23 protein-coding genes and 2 pseudogenes are annotated in these 24943 nt (G+C 57.6%); 9 read left to right on the forward strand and 16 right to left on the reverse strand.

Translation table 11 applies throughout. The features are described from left to right. Nucleotides 1-6: 6 nt before the first annotated feature. The 9 genes from ACZRJ6_RS17865 to ACZRJ6_RS17905 form a co-directional block, all read right to left on the reverse strand. Nucleotides 7-1182: a TerD family protein gene (locus ACZRJ6_RS17865; protein WP_463969275.1), complete on the reverse strand. Its 1176-nt coding sequence runs from the start codon at nucleotides 1180-1182 to the stop codon at nucleotides 7-9. Next, the gene (locus tag ACZRJ6_RS17870; RefSeq protein WP_149415121.1) at nucleotides 1179-1769 is read right to left on the reverse strand and encodes a TerD family protein; all 591 of its coding nucleotides are present in this window, start codon (nucleotides 1767-1769) and stop codon (nucleotides 1179-1181) included. Before ACZRJ6_RS17870 ends, ACZRJ6_RS17865 begins: the two co-directional genes overlap by 4 nt. Continuing rightward, the gene (locus tag ACZRJ6_RS17875) at nucleotides 1750-2529 is read right to left on the reverse strand and encodes an HAD-IB family hydrolase (RefSeq protein WP_133102784.1); all 780 of its coding nucleotides are present in this window, start codon (nucleotides 2527-2529) and stop codon (nucleotides 1750-1752) included. The genes ACZRJ6_RS17870 and ACZRJ6_RS17875 overlap by 20 nt, the downstream gene beginning before the upstream one ends. Beyond that, entirely contained in the window at nucleotides 2526-3476 is a 951-nt protein-coding gene (locus tag ACZRJ6_RS17880; RefSeq protein ID WP_463969274.1) for an HpcH/HpaI aldolase/citrate lyase family protein, read from the reverse strand. The genes ACZRJ6_RS17875 and ACZRJ6_RS17880 overlap by 4 nt, the downstream gene beginning before the upstream one ends. Then, nucleotides 3476-4570 (reverse strand): cysteine protease StiP domain-containing protein, encoded by a 1095-nt coding sequence (locus ACZRJ6_RS17885; protein WP_463969273.1) that lies wholly within the window; start codon nucleotides 4568-4570, stop codon nucleotides 3476-3478. Before ACZRJ6_RS17885 ends, ACZRJ6_RS17880 begins: the two co-directional genes overlap by 1 nt. Further along, nucleotides 4563-5321, reverse strand: a complete 759-nt coding sequence (locus tag ACZRJ6_RS17890; protein ID WP_463969272.1) for an HAD family hydrolase — start codon at nucleotides 5319-5321, stop codon at nucleotides 4563-4565. The genes ACZRJ6_RS17885 and ACZRJ6_RS17890 overlap by 8 nt, the downstream gene beginning before the upstream one ends. Beyond that, nucleotides 5311-6447 (reverse strand): phosphoribosyltransferase domain-containing protein, encoded by a 1137-nt coding sequence (locus ACZRJ6_RS17895; RefSeq protein ID WP_463969271.1) that lies wholly within the window; start codon nucleotides 6445-6447, stop codon nucleotides 5311-5313. Before ACZRJ6_RS17895 ends, ACZRJ6_RS17890 begins: the two co-directional genes overlap by 11 nt. A 70-nt stretch (nucleotides 6448-6517) precedes the next feature. Next, on the reverse strand, nucleotides 6518-7657 hold the full coding sequence (locus ACZRJ6_RS17900) for a trypsin-like peptidase domain-containing protein (protein ID WP_463969270.1): 1140 nt from the start codon (nucleotides 7655-7657) through the stop codon (nucleotides 6518-6520). A 79-nt stretch (nucleotides 7658-7736) separates the two neighbouring features. Further along, entirely contained in the window at nucleotides 7737-8735 is a 999-nt protein-coding gene (locus tag ACZRJ6_RS17905; protein WP_463969269.1) for an ATP-grasp domain-containing protein, read from the reverse strand. A 146-nt stretch (nucleotides 8736-8881) separates the two neighbouring features. Here ACZRJ6_RS17905 and ACZRJ6_RS17910 point away from each other — a divergent pair. After that, nucleotides 8882-9013, forward strand: a pseudogene (locus tag ACZRJ6_RS17910) (tyrosine-type recombinase/integrase); the annotation flags it as partial. Between the two features lie 184 nt (nucleotides 9014-9197). On the opposite strand, the gene ACZRJ6_RS17915 reads toward ACZRJ6_RS17910, so the two are convergent. Next, nucleotides 9198-10586 (reverse strand): outer membrane beta-barrel protein, encoded by a 1389-nt coding sequence (locus ACZRJ6_RS17915; protein ID WP_463969268.1) that lies wholly within the window; start codon nucleotides 10584-10586, stop codon nucleotides 9198-9200. Nucleotides 10587-10640: 54 nt separating this feature from the next. On the opposite strand from ACZRJ6_RS17915, the gene glgX reads away from it, so the two are divergent. Further along, the gene (gene glgX / locus ACZRJ6_RS17920; RefSeq protein WP_463969592.1) at nucleotides 10641-12770 is read left to right on the forward strand and encodes a glycogen debranching protein GlgX; all 2130 of its coding nucleotides are present in this window, start codon (nucleotides 10641-10643) and stop codon (nucleotides 12768-12770) included. Nucleotides 12771-12824: 54 nt separating this feature from the next. Here glgX and chrA read toward each other — a convergent pair whose 3' ends face one another. The 4 genes from chrA to ACZRJ6_RS17940 all read right to left on the reverse strand — a co-directional run bounded on the left by chrA (nucleotide 12825) and on the right by ACZRJ6_RS17940 (nucleotide 17973). Then, a complete protein-coding gene (chrA, locus tag ACZRJ6_RS17925; RefSeq protein ID WP_463969591.1) occupies nucleotides 12825-14030 on the reverse strand; it encodes a chromate efflux transporter in 1206 nt (401 codons plus the stop codon). A gap of 227 nt (nucleotides 14031-14257) precedes the next feature. Then, entirely contained in the window at nucleotides 14258-15310 is a 1053-nt protein-coding gene (locus ACZRJ6_RS17930; RefSeq protein WP_463969267.1) for a DUF2955 domain-containing protein, read from the reverse strand. After that, nucleotides 15300-16448, reverse strand: a complete 1149-nt coding sequence (locus ACZRJ6_RS17935; RefSeq protein ID WP_463969266.1) for an HlyD family secretion protein — start codon at nucleotides 16446-16448, stop codon at nucleotides 15300-15302. Before ACZRJ6_RS17935 ends, ACZRJ6_RS17930 begins: the two co-directional genes overlap by 11 nt. After that, entirely contained in the window at nucleotides 16441-17973 is a 1533-nt protein-coding gene (locus tag ACZRJ6_RS17940) for an efflux transporter outer membrane subunit (protein ID WP_463969265.1), read from the reverse strand. Before ACZRJ6_RS17940 ends, ACZRJ6_RS17935 begins: the two co-directional genes overlap by 8 nt. Before the next feature lie 176 nt (nucleotides 17974-18149). Here ACZRJ6_RS17940 and ACZRJ6_RS17945 point away from each other — a divergent pair, with 176 nt between their 5' ends. Beyond that, nucleotides 18150-18659, forward strand: coding sequence for a transporter suffix domain-containing protein (locus ACZRJ6_RS17945; RefSeq protein ID WP_133102813.1), 510 nt, complete (start codon nucleotides 18150-18152; stop codon nucleotides 18657-18659). Nucleotides 18660-18786: 127 nt separating this feature from the next. Here the strand turns inward: ACZRJ6_RS17945 and ACZRJ6_RS17950 are convergent. Further along, nucleotides 18787-19232: pseudogene (locus ACZRJ6_RS17950) on the reverse strand (DUF3313 family protein). Between the two features lie 256 nt (nucleotides 19233-19488). Here ACZRJ6_RS17950 and ACZRJ6_RS17955 point away from each other — a divergent pair. From ACZRJ6_RS17955 to ACZRJ6_RS17980, 6 genes are all read left to right on the forward strand, one after another. Next, nucleotides 19489-20085, forward strand: coding sequence for a paraquat-inducible protein A (locus ACZRJ6_RS17955; RefSeq protein ID WP_463969264.1), 597 nt, complete (start codon nucleotides 19489-19491; stop codon nucleotides 20083-20085). After that, nucleotides 20082-20738: a paraquat-inducible protein A gene (locus ACZRJ6_RS17960; protein WP_463969263.1), complete on the forward strand. Its 657-nt coding sequence runs from the start codon at nucleotides 20082-20084 to the stop codon at nucleotides 20736-20738. Before ACZRJ6_RS17955 ends, ACZRJ6_RS17960 begins: the two co-directional genes overlap by 4 nt. Next, entirely contained in the window at nucleotides 20719-22374 is a 1656-nt protein-coding gene (locus ACZRJ6_RS17965) for a PqiB family protein (RefSeq protein ID WP_463969262.1), read from the forward strand. The genes ACZRJ6_RS17960 and ACZRJ6_RS17965 overlap by 20 nt, the downstream gene beginning before the upstream one ends. Nucleotides 22375-22391: 17 nt before the next feature. Further along, on the forward strand, nucleotides 22392-22943 hold the full coding sequence (locus tag ACZRJ6_RS17970; protein ID WP_463969261.1) for a PqiC family protein: 552 nt from the start codon (nucleotides 22392-22394) through the stop codon (nucleotides 22941-22943). Nucleotides 22944-23052: 109 nt separating this feature from the next. Then, nucleotides 23053-23397 (forward strand): hypothetical protein, encoded by a 345-nt coding sequence (locus ACZRJ6_RS17975; protein ID WP_463969590.1) that lies wholly within the window; start codon nucleotides 23053-23055, stop codon nucleotides 23395-23397. A gap of 361 nt (nucleotides 23398-23758) precedes the next feature. Next, the gene (locus tag ACZRJ6_RS17980) at nucleotides 23759-23932 is read left to right on the forward strand and encodes a DUF3987 domain-containing protein (protein ID WP_463969260.1); all 174 of its coding nucleotides are present in this window, start codon (nucleotides 23759-23761) and stop codon (nucleotides 23930-23932) included. Between the two features lie 119 nt (nucleotides 23933-24051). On the opposite strand, the gene ACZRJ6_RS17985 is transcribed toward ACZRJ6_RS17980, so the two are convergent. Continuing rightward, entirely contained in the window at nucleotides 24052-24939 is an 888-nt protein-coding gene (locus tag ACZRJ6_RS17985; RefSeq protein ID WP_463969259.1) for a LysR substrate-binding domain-containing protein, read from the reverse strand. Nucleotides 24940-24943 lie beyond the last annotated feature (4 nt).

Here is a 24943-nt window from a genome sequence, read left to right on the forward strand (position 1 = left end):
ATCGGATTACTTGGAACCTGCCGACCAGCGCATGCCCCAACCGTAAGCCTTGTCCATGGCCGAATGTCCATTGTGGAAGTCCACGCGTCGGCTCACCTTGACGCCGCCGCCAACATTTTCCAGCAGGGCAATTGCACACATGCCCTGACGGCCTCCTTCTTCATTCAGCCGAACTTCAATCGGCGGCTGGCCCGGGACATGAATGGTCACAACACCATCGGTTTCCCGCCAGTTTGGTGCACCTTTGTAAATGAAAGCAAACACCAGAACCCGTCGAATATTGCCCCAGTGTTTACCGTTGATATGAAGCCATTCGCCATCACTGACGGCGCCGGTACGGTCATCACCCTTGAGCTGAATGTAGGGGTCGTAATCCAGATCGCCGAAGCAGTTGCCCAGCGCCTGAACGACGCCCTTGGAGCCGTCCTGCAACTCGTAAAGGCACCCGACATCCAGGTCGATGGAGGTGTTGCGCGCAAAAAAGCCACCACCGCCCTTGCCTTTGTTCCAGTTCAGGTTGACCTTGATTTCGCCAAAGCCCTCGGACGTTTTTTCCAGACTGATCGACGAGCGCGTCTTGTCGAGGGTGATTTTGCTGAGACTGACCGGAGACTTCGGCGCCGCTACCGGAACGGGCGCAGGGGCCGGAGCAGGTACAGGCGTTACGACCGGAGCAGGCGCCGCAACTTCAACACCAAAGTGCTTGGCCAACGGCTCCAGGCCACCGGCAAAACCCTGGGCCACACAGCGGAATTTCCACTCACCCTGGCGACGGTAAAACTCGCCAAGAATCAACGCGGTTTCCTTCATGCCCGTGGTGGGTATCTGCGCCTCGATACCGCCCGTGACGGTCAGCGCAAGATGAGATACGCGATCAAAACTGGCTTTGTTCTCGTAAATCGTCGCGGTCAGCGCCACTTTCTCGACCACCGCCTCAAGGCGCGACAAGTCGAGGGTGAACACTGCGCGACCGGCCGAGAACTCGGTCATTTGCACCGTGCCGCCCAGTACAGTGGTCTGCCCGTAGAAACACATGTCGGTGTCGCCACGGACTTTCCCGGCGGCCCCCAGAACAAACGCAGACACATCAATATCAGCGCCCGGAATCGGCGAGTAGCTGATCTCGACCTGCGCCTGACCGGTGGCGACCGGAGCGTTTGCGCCGGGTCCCAGGGTCGTCATGAGCGCACTGCCTGAACGGCCAGGCTGACCAGATCGTCAGCGGTGCGGCCGTTGGTCACTTGACCGATGGCCTTGAATTCCCAGTCGCCGCCCTCGCGCACCAGGCTTGCCATGACCACGCCGGTATGACGGCCCTTCTCGGACAGATTGAAGCGCGCCAATTCGGTCTTGTTGCTCGCATTGACAATGCGGCAGTAGGCATTGGCAATTTTTTCGAAGTTCTGCCCCGTGAAACTGTTCACGGTGAACACCAGCGATTTGACCGTGGCCGGCAGGCGCTGCAGGTCAACGGTGATGGTTTCGTCGTCGCCATCGCCTTCACCGGTACGGTTGTCGCCGGAGTGTTTGATCGAACCGTCGCGCGATTGCAGTTGACGGAACCACACCAAGTCAATCGGCTTGAGGTTTTCATCGAACAGAATGCAGGAAGCATCCAGGTCGACTTCACCGCTATTGCCCATCAATCGCCCCAGGAACCCGGACTTCTCTGGGTCCCAGCCCAGGCCAAGGCTGATCGATGTAAGACCACCACCGCCCGCTGTTTTTTCCAGGGAGATTGTTTGGTTTTTAGTCAGAGTCAGGGCCATCTGTACGCTCCTTGTTGATCGTCGTTTTCTGGTGTTTATCGTTGTTGCCTTCAGCCGGGTGAGTTGCAACGGCCATAATGCCTGCACCTCGATCCCCGGCCTTGGCTACCCGCATACGCCCACGGCGCCATACGGGGTGAAAGTGTCGCCAGTGTGGATCTTGTGCTGCGGCCAACAGTTCTTGATCGCCGCGCGTATCGCCCCAGGCGCGCAGCCGGTATTGGGTCAAGTCGCCGTACACAGCTTCAAGGCGATGTACCTTGGCTTCACAGCGGCAGTTATTACCCGATATACGTCCTGTCAGACGTCCATCAACAACCTCTAGTTCAGTGCCGATCAATTTGATATTGAGACGATCGGCAAACGGCTTCAAGACTAACGCTGGGGAAGCAGAGCAGAGCGTGACCTCATGGCCAGCCTGTCTTTCGGCCGCGACAGCGGTCAAACCAACCGGGCGCATCAGGCGAGCCCAATACAGGCCGCAGAACTCTGCAGCCTTGTGCCGTACCCATTCTTCCTTGGTATCGGTCAGGAAAGCAGCAATCAGCCTTGCCTTGAGTTCGTCCCGCGACAAACGACGCGTCAGGTAGCTCACGCTCGGGCCCAGGAGACGCGGCAGGCGCTGGATAAATTCTCGCTTACCAAATGCAAATCTAAGAAACGGTACAAAGCTGTCATGGCGCGTCAACGTGCCATCAAAGTCAAAGACCGATAGCACTTTAGCTCCCGCAGGGCCACGCTCAAGCATTTCCTGGGTCATCGGCCAGCCTCTGCAAGGCGGATTAACGGGTCGGCATGACCCGCGTCGACATGCCTGACACCGTGCCACTTGGCGCGTTCAAGGATATTGGTTGCCCATTTGAGGTGAGTCGCTGGTTCGCACATGGCGTCATTGTGTTTGAAAACAGCGGGCGCAATTTCATTCAGCATTAATTTGGCACAATTTAGATCCTCCAGACTAACGCGCAAGCTGTCCTGGATGGTGTTGATCTGGCTTGGATGAATCGCGGTTTTACCCACCAGACCATGGGCAATATCGAGATTCAACTCTTCCAACAGCAGATGGGGTGTCGCCAACTGCTCGAACACCGGCGCGGTCAAGGCAAACCCCTGGGACCCCATCACACCGGCAAGCATGGGGATTACATAGCCCATGGGTGTGTCATACAGGGTCGTGGCCGGATTGCGTCGTAAACCCAGGCAGCCCATTAAGTCGTTACCGCCGATCCGCAGCGCAATGATCCGCGGGAACAGCGCTTCCTTGAGGGCCTCGCCCAACTCGACCATCGCCCCCGGGTTGAAGACTTCTCGGGTCTCCAGGGTCGGCATGAGCAGAATTTCCGGGTTAGTGACCGCCGACTCCCAGGCGCGCAGGTTCGACAGGCTCAACTTGGGCACGACAAAACCGTCGACATGGACCATCAGCGGCCACTCGTTCAGCACCGCGGCCATTTGCGAGTCCCGCGGGCGCACGAACAGCATCGGCCCGTCATCCGAACGCCCGCCCTGCTGTTCAATGGCACTGAGCAGGCGGTGCAGGTTGCGCAATGCCGTGTCGACATCTATTTCGGCAACCGCATCCTCAAGGCACACCACCATGGACCGCAGTTCAGGCAGTTTTTTGCGAAAAACCACGTCCAGGATGTCCTCCCGGGTGGCCGGCATGTAAAGCGTGGCGCCGAGGGCGTAAGGCGAAAATCTTTTCATCAACTCAAACTCCGAATCACGGTCACGGCACGGTAAGGGCCAAGGGCCGCACCGACTTCCTCTACCGTCACACCGGCCCGTTCGGTCAGGTGCATCAGCAACTGCACGTCCGGGTCACTGCGATCACGCACCAGAACCTGATCCGGCACACGGCGCAGTACGGCCCGCGTGGCCTCGGCAATACCGGGTTTTACCCGATTCAGATTGGTAATGCCAAAACGCCCGGAAATAACATCGATCACCTCCAGCGCCGCAGACTGCAACTCGGTGCGTTGCGCTTGCGTCCACGGGGCCACAGCCTCGACCGCAGGCAACGTACGGCGCACGGCCTCGATCTGGTCGATGAAGTCGCGAGTCACGTCGTGTTCGTGGAGGTGGTCGTAAACCACGCAACCATGCAGCCCGCCCTCGGCAGGCCAGATGGAGCGCGAGACCAGGCCGGAAACCGTGGCCCCGAGGATGCCGGATGGAATCACCCAGTCCTCGGCCGAAGCCGCCATCCAGGCGCGCCCACAGGGGTCGGCCAGCACCACAAGGCGTGGCTGCTCAGGAAACCGCGCATCGCCCTTGAGGCTACGCTGGATCTCGCCAGAGATCGCGCCCTTACCCGTCCAGCCATCCACGAACACAATGTTTTCAGCGCCGTGAGCTTCGATGACGGCTTGCAGGGCGATCATGTCGATACCGCGATCACGTACGATGCTGATGCCGTAATGATGGGCCTCACGCCCCAGGTCAAGTAGCGCGCGGCGCAGCAGCACACCCAGCGGAAGACCCGCACGAACGAAAGACACGAGCGCAATCGAAGGGCCCTTGCAGGCCTGATCCAAAGCGATGGCCAGGGACTGCACGTCGCCAGCCATCCTGGCCGCATTCTGCTGCATGGCGCGCTGGTACAGCTCTTTGTGAACCTCGGTAGGCGCCGACTCTTGGCTGATCATCTCCGAGTAATGCTTCTGTTGTGTCTGGATCAGGCGCTCTTTCTCCTGAACATCCGTCACTTCGATCTCGACGGGCTGCAACAGGAAGAGCACGTCGTCGGCCAGGTAGCTACCGCTGCCGACGGTTGTCAGATGGGCGAAAGCATCAAGCATGGATCATCGCCTCCACAACCTTTGCCAGCTGGCTATTGGCCGGCGTCGCCCAGAAGTTGCATTCGTTCATGAAACCCAGGTCGGTGACACTATCGCCAAACCCCAACACCGGGCGTTCGCCATTAACGGCTCGGTCTCGACGCAGTAATTCCTGGACCGCCTGGCGCTTGGCCAAGCCATTGGGCAGGAAGGCCAGGTTGTTGCCATTGCCGTGAATATGCAGACCTTCCAGCAGGCCGCGGGCCTGAACTTCAGCCAGGACCTTTTGCAGCACCGAGTCGTCGGACTCGTTGTGCTTGGTCACCACGTAGTTGAGCAGGCCTTGTTCTTCGACCACCCAACCGCGCAGGGAGAACCCCATTTCCTGGCCAATGGCCAAGGTCGCCGCGCTGAGCGCAGGCAGCCGACTTTGATAGGCCGCAAGCACATCAGTCATCTGCCCATGCCAGTCCATGTCCAACGTCCCATCGGGCTGAAGGATCACGCCACCGTGGGAGCACACCGCTCCCGCGACAAAGGGCAATTGCACACGACTGTAGGCTTCGACACTACGCGCCGTGACCGGGACCACATCGGCTGATTCCAGCAGCCACTCCACGAAGGTTTTCTGCACCGAACTCATGTAGCCATTGGGCTGGCCATCGACATCCAGCGTCGCCGTATGCCGGGCTGCGCCTTCGGGCATCTTGCGGGCAGTCTGAAACAGCGTGTCATCGAGGTCGATGAGTATCAGGGGACGCTTACTGCTCATCGACAATGACCTCTGCGCTCAGTGCGTCAATCAACGATTGGGGAACCGCTTCGACAGGTGTTTCGCTACAAATCAATACCCGATCGAATTGCCCTGGCCGCACGTTGTAAAGAAAATTAGGAATACCTAGACCGTAGTTGTCGGCAAACGACAATGCGCTCCCGATCTCATGGCCCAAGGCAATCGGCGAACGAGTAGTGGAGCTGAAATGGACGTCAGCCCCTGCCTTTTCAAGGCGCTCAGCCAACAGGAACGGACGCCACACGAACTCGCCAGTCCCCACAACGATGATCCGCTCACCCGGCTTGACCTGAATATCCGGTGCCAGCGTGTCATCCACATGACGCACGCCCAGACGGCCCCAGTCATTGCACGGATCAATCGGCCACTCACCCACCGCAACCGCCCCCACATCGGGCATTTCCGGCAATGGCGCGCTCACATCCTCAAGGAAACGATACGTGCCCTGCAGCAGGGACACCTCATCGGCGGTCTCGCCCAGCGCATTGCGCACAGCGCCCTGGGACCAGTCGGTAAGCACGCAGGTCACTACCCGCTCTACCTTGCTCAGTCCGGCCTCTATCAGTGCCCGGTGCAGATTGATGAACGTCTTGCCGGTCGAGGCTTCATCGTCCACCAGCACCAGGGAGCGCGCTTGCTGCATCATTTCCCGAATATCGGGGTCGGTGGGCTGATGGATCAGGTGTGCACTGGCGTGACTGTGCTCTTCTTCAAAACGGGCGAACATTTCAATGCCCACCGGATGGCGCGTGCTCACCAGATAAACCGTGTCCGGGCGAGTCTTGCTATAAGCGCGGTGTACACCGGCCCCCAGGCCCACTGCGGTCTCGGCCATACCGATCACCAGCACTGGCCCCGGCAAGTCGGCGGGAATCTTGGCGGCCAGGCTTTCGTAACTGGCCTGCATAGTCGATGGGCGCACAGGAATATGCTTGCCCAGCACGCGGGATACAAACAGGAACGCACGCTTTGGATTACGGCGCTCGGCGAACCCGAACAAGGATTCGGGGGCGATGGAGGATTGCTCTACATCAACTTCCATTAACCCGCGCTTGAGCTGCGCGCTGAGTCGATAGATCGGTGCTTTCACTACTGCGGCTTCCATGTACAACATTCCTAAAAGAGGCGTTTTAGTGAGTCAGACATCGCTCACTATTGTTTCAAGCAAGATGCCTCTACGGATTTCTGGCCTCGATCCGCCAGAGCGAGGATTGTGCTTCACGGGCCATTTGCGAGGTCGAATACAGGCGGCCCGTTGGCGATTTGGAAGGGGACACCTGGCAGGCATCCAGGAAAGCCAGAAGCAGGCCGGCCTTGACGGCAAAGTTCATGTTTTGCGCGTCCGGCAAGGTCGACGTCACCATGGCGATGACCGCGCCGCTGGTATCAAACAATGGGCTACCACTGGACCCAGGTTGAATCGCTGCGGTGAATTGCAGCAAACTGGCATCGTTGTGTAGCCCAAACAGGCCCGACACCCCTCCCTGTGTCACATGAACGCCACCGCCTGCCAGGCCCGCCATCGGAAAGCCAAGGGCAATCACCGATTCACCCAACGCGCCGCTGGCGCCTTCCTTGAAGACCACTGGCGCCAGTGGCGGGCAATCCTGAACCCGCAACAGGGCAATATCATTTCGTTGATCGACCACCACCACTTCGGCGCGGTAACGACCGGCAAAAGAGGAAATGTGCAGCTCCTGCATGTCCTCAATCACATGGGCACACGTCATCACATGACTGGGTGAAACGGCAAAACCGGTGCCCGTGGCAGAACCACGGTTTCTCGGTGAATCGCCTGAGTACGAACGGCGGGTCGGGTGTGCGTCATCGATGACAATGCCCATCCGTCGCCCCATCGCGGCAAGGCCATAGGCCGAGCCTTCGGCGAGCGCGCGGAACTTCCACTGGTTGTTGCGTTTATAAAACTCGCCAATGACAATGGCCGATTCGCCGTTATTGCGCAAATCGAGGGACAGCTCGACCTCGTTGTCGACCTGTAAACGCAACTCCTTGAGTTCACTGACAGGGCCTGCTGCGGCAAATGTATAAACGACCAGCAACACCCCCTCACTGCCGCCGGGCAGCGCTGACAAATCAAGGGAGCAACCAATTGAGGCTGGCGTGCCGCTCCACTCCATCCATTTCTGGGTGACTTGAAACAGCGCAGGGTCCCCTGTCGGCATACGCTTCTCGGTGACAGGGAGCAACGCCACGGCGGCGTACTCACCGAAGGCGCTGGAGTTACTGCAGTCCAGTGTCCATGTAGTCTTTACACCTGAAATCGCGGTGTTTGCTCCGGGTGTAAGCGCCTTCATCCTGGTCTTCCTTGAACGATGTGGTGGCAATTATGCCAACACATCAAGAATCATTCACTGTCTGTATGGCGCTGTAATATCAGGAAGAGGCTATCACGGCAACCGTGATGGGCTTCACGCGCACGCCCTCGACCCACTGCTTCGCAGGCTCCGGCAGACCCAGCCGACGAGTGGCAAATATTCCGGCCAGGTTCACCCCTGTCGCCCGGGTGTAGCCAATACCTCCGGAGTAGCGCGGATTGATCTCCAGCAGATGGGGAATACCCTCGTGGTCATCCCGTGTCTGCACGTTCACCAAACCATCGCACTTAAAGTGCGCGGCTGCCTTGAGGGCTAACTCCACGGCGACCGACTCGCGCTCGAATGTCTGGTGAACACCCTGCTTTCTTCTGCCCACAAATGCCACGGGCCTGCCCGACTCGCAAACCATGTCCACCGAGCACTCGTTGCCGGCCAGATAAGGCATGACCAACATGGGCACCCGCTCTGCGCCGGACATGTAAATCTTCAGGTAGGTATCAAAGTCGACTTCCCGCGCGTCTGGGTTTTCCAGACAGCGGAACGGGTCGACACCCGACTTAAACCGCCAGAACCCCTGGCCATAGATCCCGACTACAGGCTTGATGCAAACCTCTCCCTGGCTCGACAACACCTCATAGGCAGCGGCCAGTTCCTGGGCATTGGTCACCGTCAGCGCCGGCGTGCAAGCGAGCCCCGCACGCTCGGCCTCGGCAGTGAACAGGCTTTTATCGTCCACGTTATTGAAGGTATCCATGGACATACCGCCCGTAACAAGGCGCAAGCCAGCAGCGTCGAACCGATCTCGGGCCGCTTCGTACAAACTGCCGATACGACCAGCAAGCACCACCTCGATGCGGTGCTCAAGTGCCGTTTCAATCACCCAGTCAATACGCTCCTGGTTGTCTTGAGGCTCTTGAAAGCAAACGTCGGCCTGCCCTGTAATTTCGGGCCGGTCCTGACGATGGGAGGCAAAAACCCTGACACTCGCCGGCAATGCTTCACGCGCGCCCATAATAATGTCGCGCTGGCTGGATTGACCTTCAAGAAACCAGATCACGTGTACGCTCCTAAATGAACATCGGCGGAAATTGCCGCACTCGTCGGGTAAGAACGCCCAACGCTAGGTAATTTTTCCGACACGATAACGGACATCAAGCAAAAGGCTACTTAAATCCTGTGTCGCCATATCACTGGCTGGAAATCGGCGGCCGAGAGCAGGAAGCGTGCAAGCTGCGGTGGGAATGGGAGATACGGGGGCAGGATCTACGCACCAGCGTGTTTCTGATACTGGCCGGTTTCGGCGGGAGAAGTGACAGAGCCGGAGTGGAGGACGGCGTGTCGGTCAGCTTTTTCTATCGTTATCGGTGGGGCGACCAGAACAAAGAGTACTCCAGAGGAGTCCTGGCCGCGCAAATCCCTGACTGACATCCGCAATCTGGCACTCGGCAAGATTGGTGCGCCAGCCTGTCGATCTATCAGCATCCCTTTAGATAGGTAAGGACCTGGTTCTTAACGCCAATTAAAAAAGCACGCCGGCCTCAGCAAGCACACGAACCTGATCGTGCTGGGTACCGCTGTCGCCAAAGGTTGAGCCAGAGGTGGCCTCCTCGGCGCGCACGTAGGCGAGTTCGCCGCGCACGAAGAAGCGACCGTCTTGATAGGTGGGCGTAGCGGTCAACGACCAAGCGTTGGAGCCTGTTCCATAAAGCAGGTTGGTGGGCGAGCAGTCCTCGTCGGCTCCGCAGCCGCCGCCGTTGCTGTCGAGGTATTCGGCGCGGGCGCCGATCGACCAGTGGCTAGAGAAGCTGTACTTGGCAAGGAACGCTGCCCCGTACGTTTGCGCTGCGCGATCTATACCTGCTTTCGAGTCCTTATCGACCCGGGTGTATTGCAGGTAAGGCGTGAGCGTCAATGCCCCATCGGTGTGGGTGAAGATCACGTTGTAAATCTGGCTGTTGTTCTGCGCCGTGGGTGTCGCGGCCGAGGACTTCGAGTTGCTGGAGACGTTTGCTCCCCCGATCACGCTCAAGGTGTTGGCGGCATCAAAGGCATATGAGAAGGAGCCCGTCACCCAGTTGTACTTGCCGGAATAGAAACCGTCGTTCAGCGATAGCGCTGCATTGGTCTTGCCACCGGAATAGTTGACCTGCACACCACGGCTGATGGCAGGTTCCTGGTTCCACAGCAGCCCGCGCTGGATGTTGATGTTCTGGAAGGTGAAGGTCGACTCGGCCCCGATCATTGTGGGCAGCGAGCCGGCCATCACGGAGATTTCCGGGCTGATCACTGCCTTCAGGTAACCAACGGGGACGTCGCCGTAAAGCCTGTCCACGGTCTTGCTCGACTTGAGATAGGCCGTACCAAGGGAGGGCAGCGCATACGATCCGACCTGAATGTAGAACTGCAGCGGCCCCTCGATCGTCTGGATTTCCACCTGGGCGTTGCTGACATCGGCCAGCGACCGCGAATTGCCGGTGTCGGGTGCATCGACCACATGGTTTTGCCACAGGGCAATTCCTGTCAGTTGCCCGCTTACGTAGACTTTCCCCAGAGGGCCAGCATCAATGGCAAAAGGGTTGTCGTTCGGCTGTAACGTGCTGGAAAGACTAGGTGCGGACAGTGGGTCGGCTGAAACACTGGTGACCGCAAGCAGGGCTGCAACACCACCATATGTACGGAGAAACATACTGGTTTGGTTCGAACTTTTTTCCGAAACGAGGAGACAACCATCAATACCTGAAAAACGCGTGACGCACTGCTTCATAGTGATGCTCTCGATACCTTGGATAAACAGCGAGAGAGCGTATTGGAATCGCGTATCAAGGCGCTGTTGTCTTTTTCTTTGTCCGCATAAATTTTCAATAAAAAACAATAGGTTGTTATGGTTTAAACAATGCAATGCCTTCAAGGTCACTCTATTCCAAGTCAATCGACCCAACGCCATGTTGCAGGGATCTCATCAATGCATTCACGTGTTCAGGAAGGCCAACCCTATCCACTCGGAGCAACATGGGACGGTTCCGGGGTCAATTTTGCAATTTTCTCGGCCCACGCTACAAAGGTCGAACTTTGCTTATTCGATGCCGACGGGAAAGAGGAAATCGAGCGAATTGAGCTGCCAGAGTTCACTAACGAAACGTGGCACGGTTACCTACCCGACGCCCGGCCTGGCACTTTATATGGCTATCGAGTGCACGGGCGTTATGAGCCGAAAAACGGCCATCGTTTCAACCATCACAAACTTCTAATCGACCCGTACGCCAAGCAGATCGTGGGTGAACTGCTGTGGGACGATGCGCTGTTTGGTTACACCATAGGCCATCCCGATGCTGACCTATCGTTCGATGAGCGCGACAGCGCGCCGTTCATGCCCCGCTGCCGGGTGATCGATCCAGCGTTTACCTGGGGCAACACGCCCAAGCCAAATATTCCATGGGCCCGTACCGTTTTCTATGAAGCCCACGTGCGCGGTTTTACCAAACAACATCCCAGTGTGCCGGAGGTTGCGCGCGGTACGTTTGCCGCTTTCCACGAAAGTGATGTAGTGGAATACATCAAGTCACTAGGCATAACTTCGGTTGAGCTGATGCCCATCCATCACTTCCTGGATGACAACCACCTGCTTGAGAAAGGCCTGCGAAATTATTGGGGCTACAACACGTTGGCGTTCTTCGCGCCGCATGCACGCTACATGGCTGGCAGTTCTATCGGCGAATTCAAGATTATGGTCTCGCGACTCCACAAGGCTGGCCTTGAGGTCATTCTTGATGTTGTCTACAACCATACTGCCGAAGGTAACGAGATGGGCCCAACGCTCTCACTCAAGGGCATCGACAACGCCAACTATTACCGCCTGATGCCGGACGATGCGCGCTACTACATCAACGACACCGGTACGGGTAACACCCTGAACATGAGCCATCCTTGTGTACTGCAGATGGTCACCGACTCGTTGCGTTACTGGAGTAACGAGATGGGCGTTGACGGCTTCCGCTTCGACTTGGCGACCATCCTGGGCCGCGAACCCCACGGCTTCGATGAAGGCGGTGGCTTTCTCGACGCCTGCCGCCAAGACCCTACCCTGAACCACGTCAAATTGATTGCAGAACCCTGGGATTGTGGCCCTGGCGGCTATCAGGTTGGTAATTTTCCCCCAGGCTGGATGGAGTGGAACGACAAGTTTCGCGACATTTCCCGCGCCTTCTGGAAAGGCGACGATGATCGCCTCGGTGATTTCGCCAAGATGTTCCTGGCCTCTGGCGATCAGTTCAACCGACGCGGTCGCGAGCCGGCCTCCTCCGTAAACTTTATTACCGCCCACGATGGCTTCACGCTCAACGATTTGGTGTCTTACAACGATAAGCACAACGAAGCCAACGGCGAAGATAACCGCGATGGCCACTCGGACAACCGCTCCTGGAACTGCGGCGTCGAGGGCGAAACCTATGACCTCGAGATCATCGAATTGCGCTACCGACAGATGCGCAATTTACTCGCCACGCTGTTCCTGGCTCAAGGCACGCCCATGCTGCTCGCCGGCGACGAGTTTGCAAGAACTCAAGGCGGTAGCAACAACGCTTACTGCCAGGACAGCGAGATCAGCTGGATCAACTGGGACATCAGCGAAAAAAGCGCCGAGCTGCAGGACTTCACGCGATACCTGATCGAGCTACGCAAGCGCTACCCGTTGCTGCGTCGCAACCGGTTCTTCACAGGCGTCTACAACGAGCATCTGGATATCAAGGACGTCAGCTGGCTACAGCCCAATGGCCAGGAGATGGGCAACGAGCAATGGAGTGATGGTAGCAACCGATGCATGGGTATTCTGCTGGATGGCCGTGCACAACCTACCGGCATTCGCAAAGCGGGCGGAGAAAACTCGCTCTTGATTATCGTCAACTCACATTTCGACGTAGTTGCCTTCGTCTTGCCCGAAGTGCCGCAAGGGCAACATTGGAAATTACAGTTAGATACCAACCAGCCGGAACTGGTGGCGGAGGAAGTGTTCAAGTTTGGCGACCACTACCAAGTGACTGGACGTTCGACATTGCTGTTTGAACTGGCCGTCAGCCAGAAAAGGAAACGTCGATAGCCTCCCCCTGAGCGATCCTGACGATTGGAAATACCTGACGGACTGAAGCGAACGTCAAAACACCACACTCAGCAGCCATCCGGCCACACCACTACCGATCACGACCAACCATGGCGCTAGCTTCCAGAACATCAGAGCGACCAGGCACGCCAGCGCCAAGCCGAAGTCCTGTGGTTGGTGGATCGCGCTCGTCCATACCGGCTGATAAAGCGCCGCGAGCAGCAAGCCCACCACCGCTGCATTGATACCAAGCAACGCTGCCTGAGTGTGTACGCTGCGTCGTAACTGCTCCCAAAACGGCAAAGCGCCAACAATCAGCAAAAAAGACGGCAGGAAAATGGCCAGCAAGCAAATGAATCCACCGATCCAGCCAGAGGGTGCGGTGCTCATCGAGGCGCCAAGGAATGCAGCAAACGCTAACAGCGGCCCTGGGACAGCCTGGGTTGCCCCATAGCCAGCCAGAAAGGTTTCATTGCTGACCCAGCCTGAAGGCACGACTTCTGCTTGCAACAACGGTAAGACCACATGCCCGCCACCGAACACCAGGGACCCGGAGCGATAGAATGCATCCACCATGGCGAGCGTCTGACTGGGGAGTAACTGACTCAAGATCGGTAAACCAACCAGCAACGCGAAAAATAATGACAACCAGAATAAACCTGCCCGGTAACCGACCTTGATCGGCAATGGATCATGTTCGGCGGCTTGTGCCGGCTTGAACAGGAATAAGCCGGCAACAGCGGCTACGGCAATTGCACCGATCTGCCCCCATGCAGACGGCACCAGCAACGCCACACACGTCGAAATCGCCATGATGGTAATCCGCAACGCATCCGGGCATAGATTGCGAGCCATTCCCCATACCGCTTGAGCAACTACCGCTACAGCCACGACTTTCAGGCCATGCAGCACACCAGGCGCGATGATTTCACCGTAGTTGGAAATACCTAAAGCAAACAGGATGAGAAGGATCGCCGAGGGCAATGTGAATCCCGCCCACGCAGCCAGCGCCCCACGGTAACCCGAACGTGAAAGCCCAAGTGCCATGCCAATCTGGCTACTCGCGGGTCCCGGCAGGAATTGGCAAAGAGCAACCAAGTCGGCGTAACTGCGCTCAGTTAGCCATTGTCGGCGAGTGACAAACTCGTCGCGAAAATACCCTAAGTGTGCAATTGGGCCGCCGAAAGATGTCAGTCCTAGACGCAAAAAGATAAGAAATACAGAGAGCGGTCCACGATCATTCGTGCTGTTTATTGTCATGCGCATGCGTTCCGCATATAGAGGTCAAATCCTCACATCTGTTTACAGGAGATTGATGAACATCACATTGTTAAAACATCCCATCGTTACGTATTCAGGGTGCACGACTGGACGGGGCTTCAAATCCCACAGGTTCTACCAAAAAAGCTATACAAACGAGCGCAGCAAAAGACCACCGCGAGAACCAATTCATCAGCCTATTCAAGTTGCTTGCAAGGACGGGGTTATCAGGTTGATCCCTGAGTCTCAGTGAGAGAGTTGCCGGAGCTTCGATCTTGCTTACGTTGCACAAGCAGGTGAACCATCAGGCAGGCATACAACGTCACCAGGATAAACAGCCCCATGCGCACGGCGGCTGCAGTGTAGACGTCCTTGCCGGCGGCGCTGTCCTGCACCGACTGGCCCAGCAGAATAATCAGGGTGATCAGGCTGTTGAGCCAGAATCCGGGGCTGAACCGGGTCGGGCTCAGGGCATAGAGTTTGCGCGCCAGTACCAGGCCGAACAGCAGCATCCACAAAAAGAACATCCAAAGGTGCACAAACAGGCTCAGGGCGCACCAGAACAGGATCGCCAATGCGCCGCCGAGCAGCGTCGAGCCGAGCAACTCGCGACCGGTGTTGCGCACGGTCGTGGTAGAGCTCTGCTGACCGAGGCTGACTGCTTTCAGGATGATCGGCAGGTAGCTGGCCGGATCGATCAGCGCCAGCAGGAACGTCGGCAGCACGATCAACGTGGCGCGCAAAGCGATCCGGTCGACGTCTTCTGCCGGCAGTGTCGGGGCGGCGGATGCTGGCGGTGCATTGGCCGGCTCGGGAAACAGACCATGACTCAACGTCACTACGATCACGGCAAGCAGCAACCCCTTGACCAGCGCACCGATGACCATCAGTGCCAGGTCGAAACCAGCGATCCCGGCAGCCGAAATCATGGTCAAGCCAATTACCAGAAACGTCACGATCAGGTTGTTGCCACCGCGCAGGCCAAAACGAAAAACCACGAACAGACCGAGGCTAATCAGCAACAGCCCACTGACCGGGTAATAGCGCAGCAGCGGAATCAACAACAGCCCGATGCCGGTGGTCAGCATCGCCACAAACGCCAGCGCCACCCCGGTCTTGAACGGTAGCGGCTGATTAAGGGTCGCAAGGAACAGCAGCGTCAGCACTGGCGCGAGAAAAGGAATCGGCAACGCCAGACCGAAACTGGCGGCCAGGCACAACGCCGTACCCGTGGCCAGGCGCAGGGTGCGCTGATCCCGGGCGGTGCGCTCAGTAGGCATACGACAACCAGCTCATCAGACTCAAAAATACCCGCCCGAGCGGGTTCAGAGGGTTGCCTTGGCTCGGGAACGCCATGACTTCAGCCTGACCGCCAGCGCGTATGGCGCGGATGCCGCGACTGTCGCGCAGGCTGTTCAAGGCGTCTTCGCCGAACTCGATCACCACCGGAAAGCGCTGGGCCGGGCGCAGCCAGTCACGGCTGTTCTGAATACTCGGCAAGGTGCCGGGCGCTGTCGCTTGGCCAACACTGACGCCATAACCGACACTGCGCACACGGCCCTCGAAGACTTCGCCCGGCAGCGCATCCAGCACGATAGCCACCGGGGTCTCGGGCTGGATCAGGCCCAGGTTGTTTTCGGTCATTTCGGCGCTGATCCACACATCGTGGATGGCGATCAGTGTCATCACCGGGCTGCCGACTGCGGCGAACTGTCCGGCGTCGGTGCGCAGGTCAGTGATCAACCCCGCTGAACGCGCGTAGATGCGAGTATTGGCTAAGTCCAGCTCGGCTTTCGACAACGCCGTCGCAGCGCTGCGTAGCTGTGCGTTCTCCGCCTCGTTACCGCCCTCCTGCTCCTTCGCCCGTTGAACTTCGGCACGGGCCGCCGCCACTTGGCTGGCGGCCTGTTCGAGATTGGCCCGCGACACTTCCAGCAGACGCACAGACACCGTTCCCCGGTCTTCGCGATACAAGCCTTCCAGCCGCTGATTATCCTGTCGGGCCTTGAGCTCGTTGGCCTGGGACGATCGCAACGACGCTTGTGCCGAGGCTATGCCAGCGGTGCCGGCGCCGATCTGGCGACGGGTCGATTCTAGGTCCGCGCGGGCGCGATCAACGGCGATCTGATACGGCTGCGGATCGACCTCGAAGAGAATGTCCCCGGCCTTGACGTCCTGATTGTTGCGCACGTTTACGCGGATCACCCGCCCCGCCACTTCCGCCGCCACCGGAATGACAAACGCCCCGACCCGCGCCTGCTGCGTGTAAGGCGTGAAGCGGTCGGCGAGCAAGTACCAGACGAGGCTGAGGATGATCAACAGCAGCACCCACTTGATGCCTTTTTTCGCCGGGTCGGCGGCCGGTGCCGTTGCTTTCGGCGCCGGCGCTTCGACAGGGGGCGGTGCGGCTTCACTCATGGTTGTTCACCTTATCGGGCAGTGGATAGGCGGGCTGCGCAGCGGCGGGGTCGTCCAGCAGGTCGTCCCAGTCCGTTCGTTTTTCCATTTGCTTGCGCGTGGCGCTGTCAATGGTTGGCTGGGCGGCGTACCAGCCCCCGCCAAGGGCTTTGTACAGGGCAATCAGGTTGCTCACGGCATCGCTGCGGCTGATCAAGTAATTGTCCTGTTGGTCGAGCAGTGCACGCTGGGCATCCAGCACCCGCTGAAAGTCTGAAAAACCTTCGCGATACTGCGCGCTGGCCAGCACCAGCGAACGTTTGGCCGCCACCTCGGCCTGGCGCAGGATGCGTTCACGTTCCAGGGATTTGCTCAGGCCGCTGGCGGCATCGTCAGCCTCGCGGGCGGCCTGGCGCACAGTGTCGCGGTAAGACTCAATCAACTGCTGCAATCGCGCGTCCTGCACCCGCACGTTGTTGCTGATCTTGCCGTGATCAAACAGGTTCCAGCGCAGGCTGGGACCGCCGATAAAATCCAGGTTGTTGGACGTGCCTCCTACCGAACTGGCCGACCAGACGATGCTCCCAAGTAAACTCAGCGACGGATAAAAGTCGCTTTCGGCCACGCCGATCAGCGCCGACTGGGCGGCAACGTTCAGCTCAGCCGCGCGCACATCGGGCCGGCGCAGCAGCAGGTTAGCCGGCACATCCTGCAGCACCGCGCGGTCTACCAGCGGGATCAGCCCTTCATTGTCCGTCACTTGCGGCAACTCACCCGGCGCTTGCCCGGTCAGCACCGACAAGGTATTGCGGGTTCGATGCAGTTGATCTTCGAGGTTGGGAATGCTCGCCAGGGTGCCGAGGTACTGGGTCTTGGCCTGCTGCAGGTCGAGCTCAGCCGTCTGGCCGCTGTTGAACAGTTTGCGGGTGATGTCCAGGCTGCGCTTTTGCTGCCGGGTGTTGTCGCGGGCGACGCGCAATCGCGCCTCGGTGGTGCGCAGCGAAAAGTAGGTGTCCGCCACTTGGGCACGCAGCAGCACGAGCGCGTCTTCGTAGTTGGCCTGGGCGGCGAAGTAGCTGGCGTCGGAAGACTCAATGGCCCGGCTGAAGCGGCCCCAGAAATCCAGTTCCCAGCCCACGTCGACGCCTTCGCTGAACTGCAAGAATCGGCTGTTCTGCGGGTTGCTGCCGCTGTACTGACGGCGTTCCACGTAGAGGCCATCAACACTGGCCTGTTGCAGTTGCGGGTAACGTCCGGCCTGGGCGATGCCCAATTGCGCCCGGGCTTCCATTATCCGTAGACCGGCAATTTTCAGGCTGGAGTTGTGCGCATCTGCGTCGACAATCAATTGGTCGAGCACCGGGTCGGCGAAAACTTGCCACCACTGACGGATATCCGGGTTCGCCCCCCGCTCGCTGGTCTTCTCCAAAGCCGGCGTGCTCCAGTGTTTGACCCAGTCTTCGCCGGGTGACTGGAAGTCCGGCCCTACACGCATGCAGCCGCAGAGGCCGAGCAGCAGCAAGAGCGTCCCCGATCTGATCAGCATGACTGCACGTGAATGCATAACGGGTTCCAACCAGATAGATCACTGGAGCATAGCCGGCCGAATAAAATCCGAGCGGAGGTCATTCAAACGTAGTTTGACTCGCTGCCATGTATCAGCTGCTACGCTTTTCAGCGTGCCAACAAACTGCAGCGATCCATCAAAAAGGTGCAACCATCATGACTATCCAACCCCATTCGGCCGGCTGGCGTTTCAAACTGGGTATCGTCATTCTTTGTCTCATGCTGGGATCGTGGCTGATGGTACCGCTGGGTGCTGCCTTTGGTGTGCAGGGATCAAAAATCGCCGCGCTGACGGGCGTCCTGTTTATCAGTAACAAGGTCCTGCTGATCCTGGTTATCGCCATCATGGGCAAGGCTGGGTTCCAGCAGTTGAAGCGCAGCGTGTTCGGTTACGTGACGTCACTGGCACCCAGTTCAGAAACTGAAGTTGGCCCGATGCGGCATCACATCGGTCTCGTCATGTTTTGCCTGCCGCTGATCTCGGCCTTTCTTGAACCCTACGTCGACAGCATTTGGCCGGGGCTGCGGCCAAACCTCTGGCAGCTTCAGCTGTTGGGTGATCTCATGTTGATCGGCAGTTTTTTTGTGCTGGGTGGAAATTTTTGGGACAAGGTGCGAGCCTTGTTTATTCGCACAGCGCGAGTGACCAATGTAGAAGCAGCGTGACTTTACAGATCATCATTTGGCACAAGGTAACTTGCCATTTTCTCGATCAGGCGACCCGTAAAGTCGCCTGATCCAAGCGAGAGCGTTGGAATCAGCCCATCGAAAATATGCTAATCCATGCTATGTATCATTTTGCTTTGAGCTTCATGTAGGTTTGGTTCAGGTCATTTGCCCAGCCGTCCAATACCTTTTCATATCAGTGGCTTTCATTACCTTACTATCATTTTCCAGCGGCGCCCCCGTGCCCTTGCGTACCACCTGCGCGACGACTTGCTGAGTCGCACCATCGAGAAATACCGCTTCTGTCGCAATATTGGTTTCTTGATCACCGGCACCGGAGGCAGTGCTGACGGCCGTTGTTACTAACGTGATATAGAAAGAGGTGTACCGACTCAAATCTAGCTTGGGATCAATCCATCGCATAACCGGCACGCCGGAGGCCGATTGGGACTCTGTCAACCGGCTGTAGTCTTTCAGAAAGCCAGAGTATTCATCAGGTTCGCTTAACTTATTCGCACACCCCGTCGTCGTCAGCGAAGCCACACAGATGAACTCAACAAAAACCAGTCTCATTCTTGAATCGCCTTGACTGCCGCGCCAATGGCAATGACCGCTCAGTCAATGTGCAAAATGAAAAGCAGACAGGTTTCACTCGTTCATGAGTTTCGAAAGACAAGAGCACAGAGGCATAAGGGGTATAGCAAATATTTGGACTTGTGGTGAGGCGACATTAGGTTTTTTATTTCCTTCAATAGAATTTGCTCAATCGCGATGCGCTTCTATATTGAGGAAGTGCTCTGACTTTCCTATCTCCTGGCGAGTGCGGCCTATGGCTACGACTGACCAACTGATCATCTGCGAGCACTGCGATTGCGTGTATGAAAAAGTCATGCTCGCCAAACATCAAAAAACTCTGTGCTCCCGCTGCGGCGGCGTGCTCCAGCGCTATAACGGCCTTACATTGGAGCAGCGCCTGGCGTTGACCTTCACCGCATTGGTGCTGTGGATTTTCGCCAATTTATTTCCGGTTATGAGCATCAGTCTCAAAGGCCTGAAAAACAGCGCCACGCTTTGGGATTCGATGCTGGCCCTGAGTCTGGGACCGATCACCTTCATCGCCATGGTCGCAGCAATTGCCATGATCATCGCGCCGATCTTCCAGTTATTGCTGCTGATCTGGGTATTGAGCTTCGCCCTCGCCCGCCAGCGCGCGCCCGGCTTTAAATTCTGCATGCGTTGGCTCGAAACCCTCAGGCCCTGGAGCATGCTCGAAGTCTGTCTGCTGGGGGCGATGGTTGCGGTGATCAAGCTCGCCGGGGTGCTGAATGTGCTGCCCGGTATTGGCCTGTTTGCCCTGGCCATTCTCAGCCTGATGATGATCCGCCTTGCCGGGCGCGATATTCGCGAGCTGTGGGACACCTTATGACAACGCCTCCGCTCGCCAGCGAACTCGGCCTGTGCCTGTGTCACTCCTGTGGTCTGGCTTGTGACATCACCCTCGCCCCTCATGAATGCGAGCGTTGCGGCGCCCCGCTGCATCGGCGTAAGACCAATGCTCTGGCCCGGACTTGGGCCTATATGTTCACCGCGCTGGCGTTTTACGTGCCGGCCAATCTGCTGCCAGTGATGAACACCAAGATGGTCGGCAACAGTGCCGACAGCACCATCATGAGCGGTGTATTGGAGTTTTGGCAGCATGGTGCGTGGGACATTGCACTGATTATTTTTATCGCCAGTATCGCGGTGCCCGGCATTAAGTTCGTCGCCCTGACGCTATTGCTGATTACCGTTCAACGCGACAGCCAATGGGCGCGCAAGGAGCGCTCGAAACTGTACCGCTTTGTCGAGGTCATCGGCTATTGGTCAATGCTCGACGTCATTGTGGTGGCGTTGGTTGCCTCTTTGGTGAAGTTTCAAGCCCTGGCCGATATCGAACCGCGCCCGGGCATTCTGTTTTTCGGGCTGGTGGTGGTGTTCACCATGCTCGCGGCCATGAGTTTCGATCCGAGAATGATCTGGGATAACCCGCCGGACAAACCACACAACGAGGAGGTCACGGATGAAGTCCCAAGCCACTGACGGGCCGCAAGCCCCAGGTCAGGCCAATATCAAGACCCGACGTTTCAGCGTATCGCTGGTATGGATCGTGCCGATTGTGGCCGTGCTGGTGGGGATTTCCCTGGTGGTACACAGTCTCATGCAGGAAGGCCCGACCATTGTCGTGACCTTCAAGACAGGCAACGGCCTTACCGCCAACAAGACCGAAGTCAAATACCGCAATGTGGTGATCGGCCTAGTCTCGGACGTGGAGTTGAGCAACGACCAGAAGAGCGTCGACGCCACGATCAAGCTGTCCAAACAGGCCGCAACCTTTACCAGCGAAGACTCGCAATTCTGGGTCGTGCGCCCGCGTATTGGCGCTGGCGGTGTGTCGGGCATCGATACATTGTTGTCCGGCGACTACATCGGTGCCGATATCGGTCACTCCGACGGTCGCTCGAAAAACTTCAAAGGCCTGGAAAACCCGCCGCCCATTACCTATGGCGAGCCGGGCAAGCGCTTCACCCTGCATTCCCAGGACCTTGGTTCGCTGGACATCGGCTCGCCGGTTTATTACCGCAAGATCCCGGTCGGCCAAGTGGTGGCCTATGCGCTGGATCCCGACGGTAAAGGCGTCAACCTCGAACTGTTCATCCACGCGCCCAACGACGCCTATGTCACCGAAAACACCCGGTTCTGGAACGCTAGCGGTATTGACCTGAACATCGGCGCCAACGGCTTTGCGGTGAAGACTGAATCACTATCGTCATTGCTGGTCGGTGGCATCGCTTTCCGTGCCCCGGACTATAGCCCCAACGATCAACCGGCCACCGCAGAGAAATCCTTCGAGCTGTTCGACGACCAGCAAACTGCCCTCGCCCCGCCCAATGGCAAGGCGCAGTATCTGAGTCTGCGATTCGAGCAGGCCCTGCGCGGGCTCAAGGTCGATGCACCGGTGGAATTCCTCGGCATGGAAATCGGCAAAGTGGTGACGATAAATCTGGATTTCGACGAAAAAAAACGTAGTTTCCCGGTCAACGTCGGCATCGTGATTTACCCGCAACGCCTCGGTCATGCCCGCCTCAAAATGATTGAAGCCCTAAAGCATGACCCCATTGACGAAGCCGCTAGCATACGGCTAGTGGGTACCTTCATCGAAAATGGTCTGCGTGCCCAAGCCCGTAGCGGCAATCTGTTGACCGGTCAGTTGTACATCTCGCTGGATTTCTACCCTAAAGCGGAAAAAGTCACGTTCGATCCAAATGCCCGGCCGGTCAGCATCCCGACCATTCCTGGCAGCCTCGAGCAATTGCAGGAACAACTCCAAGCCATGGTCGACAAGATCAACAAGCTGCCGGTGGAACGAATTGCCAGACACCTCGACAGCAACCTCGTCGAGTTGCGCAAAGGCCTGGCGCAATTCAACGCCAAGACCCTGCCCGGCGTGCAAACCACCCTGGCGGACGTCAGCAAGACCTTGCAGTCGACCAGTTCGACCCTGGCCGAAGACTCGCCGCAGCGTGAACAACTGACCCAGACCCTGGATGAACTCAAACGCATGTCGCGTTCCCTGCGTGAACTCTCGGATTATCTGGGACGACACCCGGAATCGCTGATTCGTGGCCGTCCCGACAATGCGGCGCCGTCGGATCTGCAAGGGCCACCGCGTAACTGACCACAGGAGCAACACCCATGGCTTTTTCGCCAAAGCTTACGTTAGTCGCCGCGCTGCTAATGCTCACCGCGTGCCGCAGCGATCCGATTCACTTTCACACCCTGACCCCGGCACAACCGGCGCGAGGCAGTGGTGTCGAAATCAAGATCGAAGGCCTCAGCGTGCCGCCTCAGGTTGACCGTCCGCAGATCGTCATTCGCCAGGGCAATAGCAGCTTGGCGATCCTCGAAACCGACTGGTGGGGTGCAAGTCTTGCGGATGAATTGCGCAGTGCACTGGTGGACCAACTGTCGAACGCCAACCCGCCACACAAAGTGTCGTTGCGGGTGGATGTGCAGCGCTTTGACTCGATTCCCGGCCAGTATGGCTTGATCGACGTCAAGTGGCGCCTGCGCCCACTCGGCGCTGGCAATAACACGCTGGTCACCTGCCGCAGCACGTTGCAGACGCCGTCAGGACCGTCGATCGAAGATCTGGTGACAGCCCAACAGAACAACGTCAAACGCCTAGCCGCGTTGATCAGCGAGGCAGCCAGCAGGATATCGGATGGCTGCCCTGCGACGCAGTAATAACGTCTGAATGGGCCAGCTAAGTCCGGCACGCAATTTAATTGGGCGATACATTTGGGCGTTATATACCCATCCGCTTGCAACACATCTTAATTTAGGCATATCGACTATGCGGCATATTTGGAAGAGGTATCTGGAACTGCTAGAGCTCGATCTGAGTTCGCAAATCTTTGACAACATTAAGAATTTGGTTGTATGTGCTCTTCTTTTTGCAGCGGGTACCAGCGCGCTGAGAGGAAAACATGATCTTTTTATTGGGGTCTTGGTTTCCGGTATGGCTGGGTGGGGCCTAATCGCTTTATCAACCATCCTTTTGGTGCTCAATATAAGTGACGGAGTTCGCAGGCTCGCCAAGCTACGGTTCCCCCTTTTCCTCCAACTTTCCCTTATCGCTGCTTATGTGCTGATCGCAGAACGACTTGTAGAGTTAGTTTGGGGCTTTCGATCATTCTGAGACGAACGGCATAAAAGCTGCCGCTGCCTGACACTTGCTTTGCGCGCCCAAACATTTCACCCCCAAAGTGCCCCCTCTAGACTCTATGATCCAGCTTGATGCAGTCTCTGATCACTGATTAATTGGTTAAAAATTTTGTGAGGTAAATGTGGGGGTATTTTTTAGACATGAAAAAGCCCAACCTTTTCAGATTGGCCTAAGTCATTGAAAAATATGGTCGGGACGGAGTGATTCGAACACTCGACCCCTGGCACCCATGCAAGCGGCCCCTATTTCGTCGTCGCTGAGGTAGAGGCTTGGCTGGAGAAAAAATTCGAGCGCGAGATGGAGACGCGCTGGACATCTTAGGGCGAGATGAACAATGACCAAATACGAGCAGTTCCCTACATTCACAGCAGAGATGTTCGATGGCAACTGCGCATTCACTTACGACCGCATTGGTGGAGGTACCATTTTCATCGAGTCATGCTGCTTGTCGTTGATCGGCTGTATTCAACCATCGCGAATTGCACCCCTAGTGCGCGACGCAGGATGATGGGCTAATTCAACGTATGCAGCTCGCCGTGATAGCCGACATTGCCCAGAATGGCGAATCGTATATTCACCGGTTCGAAAGTGAAATCAAATCCGCGTTATGGAATTGAGGAGGGGTTGCTAGCGCTCTTCGAGAACTCGCTCGCGCAACGTATCGAGAAACAGTTTGAGCACCGGCGAGTCATCGTCTGCGCGGTAAGTGGCATACAGTGGCACTTCCGGCAACGCTGGGATCAAGCGGCGAAACACCAACCCGGCTGGCGCCAACTGCTCGAGGGACGCTGGTAATAACGCCACACCGAAACCGGCCTGCACCAGGCTGAACAAGGTTTGAACCTCGATCACCTGTTGGCGGATTTGTGGGATAAAACCGGCCTTGATGCAGCACTGATAGAGAAAATCAGCAAACCGCGACTGCTTGAGTTCCAGCGCCACAAAAGGCTCCTGTGCCAAGTCCGCCGGCGCCAGGCTTTCCCATCGAGCCAAAGGATGATCGACAGGCATGACCACGCGAATCGGCTCGTAGATCAGCAGTTCATTGCGCAACTGCGGATCGTCATAGCCGACCCGGAACACACAGGCATCAATGCGTTTCTCCTTCAACGCCATGACCTGTGCCGCCGGCGTCATTTCATGCAGCCGCAAGGACACCTGAGGATAGCGCTCGCAGAAGAGGTGTAAAGCCCGCGGCAGCACGCCAACCATTACCGAACTGATCATGCCGATTTCCAGCTCGCCCAACTGACCACGACCGGTCTGACGAGTCAGGTCCAGCGCGCGGTTCAGTTGTTCGAACACCAGCGGCGCCTGTTCCTTGAGCATCTGCCCGGCCGCCGTCAGCTCGACCCGGTGATGACTACGCTCGAACAGAGGCGTACCCAGTTCCTCTTCCAACAGACGAATCTGCTGGCTCAGCGGCGGTTGGCAAATGTGCAAACGAGTGGCAGCCCGGCCAAAGTGCAGCTCTTCAGCAAGGGCCATGAAATACCGCAGCAATCGCAAGTCCATGACG

It is taken from the genome of Pseudomonas sp. C321 (assembly GCF_055407105.1).